Here is a 7,046-nt window from a genome sequence, read left to right as displayed (position 1 = left end):
GAGTTCTCAAGGATCACACGCACACCAACAACCACCAACCCATCAGGTCAGAAGCCACCGGGGCAACTCGTACAACTTACACGGCTCGTTTTCACCGGTCAAACCCGGGTCGGTCACCATGCCAGCTCCCGTTCTCAGCGATTCGTCTCCGGGAGCCGTGAGGCCCCGTGCCGTTGATCGTTTCGGTTGAGCTGGTTGGAAGCTCCGGGGCCGTGCCCCTCGCTGTCCAACAAGAAGAACACTACGGGGGCGTTTCACCCCTCGTCAAATCGCGATCCTGTGGTCCACGCCACAGCGGCTCGCGGGCCTGGAATTGCAGGAGTCAGGCGATACGGACACCGGAGACGGACCGTTTGCCTTTGCGGATGACGGCCCACGTGCTGTAGAGGAGCCGATCGGCGGAGAGCACGAGATCGGGGTCGGTGACGCGCTCGTTGTTGAGGTACGCCCCGCCCTCCCCCACGGACCGCCGTGCGGCGGAACGGCTGTCGGCGAGCCCCGTCGCCACGAGCGCATCGACGATGGTCGGGTCATCGGCGGCCGAGAGGTCCGCCGCCCCCGCCTCGGAGAGCGCTGCTGCCAGCGTCGCCTCGGGAAGGTCTGCCAGCTCGGCCCGCCCGAACAGCGCGAGCGAGGCCAGCTCGGCGGCCGCCGTCTCGGCCTCGCCGTGCACGATCGTGGTCATCTCGGCGGCCAGGCGTCGCTGGGCGATGCGCAAGGCGGGCTTCTCCGTGTGCTCGGCCTCGATCTGCGCGATCTCGTCGAGCTCGAGGAAGGTGAACTGCCTCAGGTACTCGACGACCTTGGCGTCCTCCGCCTGGATCCACGACTGGTAGAAGGCGTAGGGACTGGTGAGCTCGGGATCGAGCCACACCGTGCCGCTCTCGGTCTTGCCGAACTTGGTGCCGTCGGCCTTCGTGATGAGCGGGGTGGCCAACGCGTGGGCCTTCTTGCCGTCCGCGCGCCGGATGAGCTCGACACCCGCGGTGATGTTGCCCCACTGGTCGCTGCCCCCCGTCTGCAGCACGCAGCCGTGCCGGCGGTTGAGCTCGAGGAAGTCCATCGACTGCAGCAGGACGTAGCTGAACTCGGTGTAGCTGATGCCGGACTCGAGCCGGCTGCTGACGACGTCACGCGCCAGCATGCGGTTGACCGGGAAGTGCTTGCCGATGTCGCGCAGGAAGTCGATCGTGCTGAGCCCGGACGTCCAGTCGAGGTTGTTGACGACGGTGGCGCCGTTGTCGCCGTCGAACTCGACGAACCGTGAGACCTGGGAGGCGATGCGCTGCACCCACTCCCCCACGGTCTCCTTGGTGTTCATGACCCGCTCGCCGGCCTCCTTGGGGTCGCCGATCAGGCCGGTGGACCCACCGACGAGCAGCAGTGGTCGGTGCCCGGCCAGCTGGAGCCTGCGGGCGGTCAGGATCTGCAGCAGGTTGCCGATGTGCAGGCTGGGTGCCGTCGGGTCGAAGCCCACGTAGTAGGTGATCGACCCCGCGGACAGCTCGGCGCGCAGGGCGTCGCGGTCCGTCGAGTGCGCGACCAGTCCGCGCGCTTCGAGGTCGTCCAGTACATGCGTCACGGGTGTCGCCTTTCGGAGGGGATGTGCGGATCGAGCGTATCCCCGCCGATCCGCGCGCCGGCGCGCGCTCAGCGCAGGCGGCGCGCGAGGTCGTCGACGACCTCGTGGAGGGGACGGCCCAGTCGTCCTTCGACCGGTGGCGCGAAGGGTTGCGGGCCCTCGTGGGCAGCACACCGCACGGCGTCGACGAGCGCCGCGGCCAGGGCGTCGGGATCGGGGGCGACGGCTGTCACGCGGTCGTGGAAGTGAGAGCGGGAGCCGTCGAGGTCGTTGGTGACCGCCAGCCCGCCGGACACCGCGACCTCGAGCGGCGGATGACTCGGGTGCGGGCTGTGCATGAGGCTGAGACCGACGTCGGTCGCGGCGAGGAGGTCGTAGTAGGCGTCCCAGTCGACGGTGCCGAGCGATCGCACCGTCTGCCCGGTGGGCAGCTCGATGTCGGGGTGCTCCTCGCCCGCCGACACGGCCTGCCAGGCGATGCCCTCGGCGGCGAGCGTCACCGAGGCCGCCCGGAGCGCGGCGACGCCGAGCTCGAAGAGGTTGCGGGGCTTGCCGGGGCGCCCGTAGAAGAACACCCGGACCGGCTGCGACGGCTCACGACGGGACGCGACCTGTGCGAGCCGGTCGAGGTCGAGGTGCGGGGCGAACACCAGCCCGTGATCGGTGCCGTCGCCCTCGCGCTCGACCAGGTAGCGCGCCAAGGACGACGAGTTGACGACGTGGGTGAACCCGGCTCGGTACGTCTGACGGGTCAGCGCGTGCGCCACGGACCAGGCGTGGAAGCCCGGCTCGTAGTCCTGGACGAGGTAGACGACCCGGGCAGGGTCGAGCACGCCGACACGGCACGCGACGTCGGCGGCGTGTGCCGTGGTCCAGTACGTCACGACCCACACGTCGTCGCTGCTGACCGTGGTGTGGGCCAGCTGACGCTGCGGCACGACGCTCAGCGGCGGGACGGGGTGGCCGTCGACGGCCAGGAAGGCCGTCAGCGCGGCGGCGAGCTGCTCGGGCTCGGCCCGGCCGAACGGGACGACCCGCAGCGGTCGGTCGAGCGCGAGCGCCAGCAGCCGTCCCACCTGCAGCGCGGTCGCCACGCCCGCGAAGATGCTGTCGGGACGGATCGCGGGGACGACCAGGGAGACGACCGGCTGCGCGTCGCCGTGGCGTAGGCCCGCGAGGTGCAGGCTCTGCGGCGTCACTCCCTCGAAGACCTTCGCGGCGGCGGGCATCGACGGCAGCTGCGGCAGCGCTCGAGCGTCGTCCTGAGTGGTCTTGCGACGCGCCTCGAGGCTCCGCGACGGGCTCGCCTGGCGCGTGACGGCACCCTGCCCGGCCAGCAGCTCGTAGGCCCCCAGCGCCCGGGCCGCGAGCCACCGGCGACCTCGTGAGGCGACCCGTCGCACCCAGGACCGCTCAGCCATCACCGCTCCTCGTCGCGCGCGCCGGACACCTCGGTCAGCCATCCTGCCAGTGCCCTGAGCGGCACGTGCAGGGACTCGGCGCGGGCGACCGTGTCGATGGGGGCCAAACCCCAACCGTGCGGCAACGCCCCGGCGAGCGGCGAGGGGTCGGGCCTCGCCGCTCCGACGACGATCCGGTGGACGCGTGCCCCCGCCGCCGTCGCCTCGGCCGCCAGCAGGTCGGCGCCGGCCGAGCGCCCGAGCACCAGCAGGAGGTCGCACGAGCGCACCAGACGGCTGCGCGCCCACGGGTGCTGCGGCGCGTGGAGGCGGTCGCCGGCCTGCAGCGGCTGGTCGGGCAGGACGTCGACGACGGGGCGGCCGGGCAGGCCCGATGCGAGCGCTGCGGTCAGCGCCAGCACGTCCGGCGCGGCCCCCGCACCGACCGCGACGACGACTCGCCGGACGGGTCGCACGGCGGTGACGGGTCGCGACCACGCGAGCAGCGACGTGGCGCGGACGCCTGCCGCGGCGAGCACGTCGGCGTCGGCCGTGGTCAGGGTGAGGGCACCAGCAGGACGTTCGGCCGGGTCGAGCAGGGCCGGAGCGGGCGCGGCCCACAGGACCGGTGCGCCGGCGAGTGCGGGCACGTCGGGACGCGCGGCCGCGATCGTGCGCACGTCGTCGCTGACCACGACGCCACCGTGGGCGCCGGCGGCGCGAGGACCTCCGTCGGACAGGTCACGCAGGAACCTGTCGTGCTGCAGCATCCACGAGAACGCATCGTCGCGCGGCTTGGCCGGAGCGCCGGCCTCGTCGCTGCGCATCACGCGAGCGCCGGCCTGGCCGAGGGCGAGCTGCGCGAGCGTGCCGAGCCTGACGGTCGGCGAGTCGAGCGTGGCGCGCAGGCCGGCCAGCCGCAGGTAGACGGCGGGGCCTCCGGCGGACGTCACAGGACGACCCCGAGCTCGGCGCGCACGGTCGCGACCGGGTCACGCTCCTTGGGACGTCGCAGACGCGGCGCCTTCGACCGCAGGCTGACCCGGGCGTTCAGGTACGGGTCGCCCGCGTCGTGCCACGGCTGGTAGCGCACCATGCTGGCGAGCTGGTCGCCGAGCGGTGCCGACGACCGCGTGGCGGACTCGAGGTGGTGGACGTCGGGGTGCGGCGAGCAGACGTTGCGCAGGCCGGACGCGTGCAGGTCGAGGCCCAGCGTCACGTCGCTGCCGGCCAGTACGAACCGTGGGTCGAGTCCGCCGACCTGCTCGAAGAGGTCCTTGCGGACCGCGAGGCAGGCCGCGGTCACGGCAAGGGTGTTGCGGTACCAGGTGGTGGGCCCCATCAGCGTGTCGTCGCCCGGCTCGAGGCCGGCGAACAGGTGTCCGGCGTAGCCCCACATGCCCAGCCAGACGCCCGCGTGCTGCAGTCGTCCGTCGGGGTCGAGCAGCGCCGTGCCGGCACATCCCACCCCAGGCAGCGTGGCGAGACCGACGAGCTCGGCGAGCCACTCGCCACGCTCGACGAGCGTGTCGTCGTTGAGCAGCACGACGACCTCGCCGTGAGCGAGACGGACGCCCTCGTTGTTGACGTGTCCGTAGTGGAACGGAGCCTGCTGCCACCACAGCACGTCGAGCTCGAAACCGTGCTCGGCCGGCCAGTCGCGCCGGTAGAACGCCTCGTGCTCGGACGTCTGGCCACCGTTGTCGACGATCAGCACCTCGAACGCCGGGCCCGCGCCGGCCGCGGCCACGGCGGCCGTGAGCCGCAGGCTGTCGAGCAGGGGGGCCAGCAACGCCTCGTTGTGCCGCGACGGGATGACGATCGAGACCGACGGCCACGTGTCGGGCCGCCAGGCCAGGCGGGTCGTGCCGCCCGCGAGGTCGGCGATCGCGGGGACGCCCCGGTGGTCGAGACCGGCCTGCACGATGCGGCGGGCCGTCTCGACGGGCACGGCGTCCGTGGGGCGCCGCTCGACCAAGGACCTGGACACGTGGACGGTGGGTGCGACGTCGGGCGGCACGTGCAGCAGCAGGCTCCAGGTGCTCAAGGGGACGTCGGACGCCACTGCTGCCTCGGCCGCCGCGCGGTAGTCGTCGAGCGGCAGGGCGAAGCACCCGTGCAGGTAGTCGGCCGACCACAGCGTCTCGGGCGACCAGCCGAACCGCAGCGCGGGCACGTCGTCGACATCGCTGTCCCAGCTGACCAGGCGCGCTCCCCCACCGGCGGCCGCTGCGATGCGCTCGAGCGCGTCACCGGCCAGCACGGCGCCCTCGGGCAGCACGACGACGAGAACCTCGCGGGCGTCGGCCGGCACCGTGACGAGGCGTGGAAGCAGCAGCAGGCCCTGCAGGTCGTCCTGGCCGGCCGGCGCGTCGGGCCCCGTCACGACCGTCCAGTCGTCCCACGTCTGGGCGGCCAGCGAGGACGACGTCGCGTCGAGGGCCGCGGGGGCGAGGCGCGCTCCGGCCTCGCGAGCCCGCACGACCACGAGGTGAGGACGGGTCACCGGCGCCGCCGTCGCAGACGCCGGGTCGGTGCCGGCTCCGCGGCGGGCACGGCGGGGACGACGGGTTGCTGCACCGCTACGGACGCCTTCAGCTCGGACAGCTCGTGCTCGGCCCGCTCGGCCCGCGACCGCTCGTGCAGCAGGGCCAGGCGGAGCCGGTCGAGCTCGTCGTCGGCGTCATGGGTCATCGTGGCTCCCGTCGGCTTGGCGCACCGCTCGCGGTGCCGGCCGCGCCGAGTCTAGTCACGACCCGGCGAGGCTCCGGCAGGGTCAGGGCTTGACGGCGACGACCGGGACGGATGCGTCGAGCAGGATCGACTGGGCGACGCTGCCCATCAGCATCTTGCCGACGGGGCTGCGCCGCCGGATGCCGACGACGATCAACGTCGCGCCCGCCTGCTCGGCCTCGAACAGGACGGCGTCGGCGACGTTGTCGCCCTCGGTCTGACGCACCTCGATCGACACGCCCTTGGCGCTGAGGCTGTCGGTGATGTCCTGGATGTCGCGACCGCGGGCGAAGCCGGCGTCGAGCCGCGGCTCGCCCCGGCTGATGTTGATCACGATGATCGACGCGTCGACGGCGGTGGCATGCTCGGCGGCCCACTCGAGGGCGGCGCGTCCGAACTCGTCAGGCCGGTAGGCCACTGCAATTGTCATGACATGAACCTACTCCTTGAGGACCCTGCTGCGGAAGCGGACGACACCGGAATAGTCTCGGCGTCCAGCCGGTTGTCGCGCACATGAGCAACTCAGTCAAGGTCGACATCTGGTCCGACATCGCGTGCCCCTGGTGCTTCGTCGGCAAGCGCCGCTTCGAGACCGCCGCTGCGGAGTTCGCCACCACGGGCGGCGAGCTCGAGGTCGAGTACCACTCCTTCGAGCTCTCCCCCGACACGCCGGTCGACTTCGACGGCACCGAGGTCGACTTCCTCGTGTCGCACAAGGGCATGCCGGCCGCCCAGGTCGAGCAGATGCTCGGCCAGATGACCGAGCTCGCCGCGACCGAGGGGCTGGCGTACGACTTCGACGCGCTCCAGCACACCAACACCGTCAAGGCGCACGAGCTGCTGCACTTCGCGAAGTCGAAGGACCGCCAGCTCGACATGAGCGAGCGGCTCTTCGCGGCGTACTTCGAGGAGGGTCGCCACGTCGGACGCGTCGAGGATCTTGCCGACCTGGCGGCCGAGATCGGTCTCGACCGCGACGAGGCACTGGCCGCGCTGACGTCCGAGCAGTTCCTCCCGGCCGTCGCGGCCGACAAGCAGCAGGCCATCGCCTACGGCATCAGCGGTGTGCCGTTCTTCGTCATCGACGGGCGCTTCGGTGTCTCGGGTGCACAGGATCCGTCGGCGATCGTCGAGGTGCTGCGCAAGGCCGCTGACGAGGCATGAGCACTGACCCGCAGCAGCCGGTCAGCCCGCTGGAGATGATCGGCGACGACGCCCCCTCCTGCGTCGACGGCGTGTGCGAGCTCCCCACGGCCGAGGACCGCTCGGCCGACGACTGAGCCGAGGAAGGTCGTCCGGTCCAGTCGCCCAGCACGCCGCCGAGCAGCGCC

The 7,046-nt window shown here is 72.1% G+C and carries 7 protein-coding genes; 1 reads left to right on the top strand and 6 read right to left on the bottom strand.

Going from position 1 to position 7,046, the window contains the following annotated elements; all coding sequences use genetic code 11:
- Window positions 1-322: 322 nt before the first annotated feature.
- From tyrS to DX116_RS19675, 6 genes are all read right to left on the bottom strand, one after another.
- The gene (tyrS, locus tag DX116_RS19700; RefSeq protein WP_119705989.1) at window positions 323-1,582 is read right to left on the bottom strand and encodes a tyrosine--tRNA ligase; all 1,260 of its coding nucleotides are present in this window, start codon (window positions 1,580-1,582) and stop codon (window positions 323-325) included.
- Window positions 1,583-1,650: 68 nt separating this feature from the next.
- Window positions 1,651-3,003 carry a rhamnosyltransferase WsaF family glycosyltransferase gene (locus tag DX116_RS19695; protein ID WP_119705988.1) on the bottom strand — a complete coding sequence of 451 codons (1,353 nt, stop codon included), beginning with the start codon at window positions 3,001-3,003 and terminating at the stop codon, window positions 1,651-1,653.
- The gene (locus DX116_RS19690; RefSeq protein ID WP_119705987.1) at window positions 3,003-3,935 is read right to left on the bottom strand and encodes a hypothetical protein; all 933 of its coding nucleotides are present in this window, start codon (window positions 3,933-3,935) and stop codon (window positions 3,003-3,005) included. The genes DX116_RS19695 and DX116_RS19690 overlap by 1 nt, the downstream gene beginning before the upstream one ends.
- Window positions 3,932-5,488, bottom strand: coding sequence for a glycosyltransferase (locus DX116_RS19685; RefSeq protein WP_119705986.1), 1,557 nt, complete (start codon window positions 5,486-5,488; stop codon window positions 3,932-3,934). The genes DX116_RS19690 and DX116_RS19685 overlap by 4 nt, the downstream gene beginning before the upstream one ends.
- Complete coding sequence (locus DX116_RS19680; protein WP_119705985.1) at window positions 5,485-5,676, bottom strand: hypothetical protein; 192 nt, start codon at window positions 5,674-5,676, stop codon at window positions 5,485-5,487. Before DX116_RS19680 ends, DX116_RS19685 begins: the two co-directional genes overlap by 4 nt.
- A gap of 82 nt (window positions 5,677-5,758) precedes the next feature.
- Window positions 5,759-6,145, bottom strand: a complete 387-nt coding sequence (locus DX116_RS19675) for a universal stress protein (RefSeq protein WP_119705984.1) — start codon at window positions 6,143-6,145, stop codon at window positions 5,759-5,761.
- 83 nt (window positions 6,146-6,228) lie between these two features.
- On the opposite strand from DX116_RS19675, the gene DX116_RS19670 reads away from it, so the two are divergent.
- A complete protein-coding gene (locus DX116_RS19670; RefSeq protein ID WP_119705983.1) occupies window positions 6,229-6,879 on the top strand; it encodes a DsbA family oxidoreductase in 651 nt (216 codons plus the stop codon).
- Window positions 6,880-7,046 lie beyond the last annotated feature (167 nt).

The sequence above is a fragment of the Aeromicrobium endophyticum genome, from assembly GCF_003586285.1.
GTDB lineage: Bacteria > Actinomycetota > Actinomycetes > Propionibacteriales > Nocardioidaceae > Aeromicrobium > Aeromicrobium endophyticum.
Note: the sequence above shows the minus strand (reverse complement) of the source record. Positions and strands in the feature narration are given on the sequence as shown.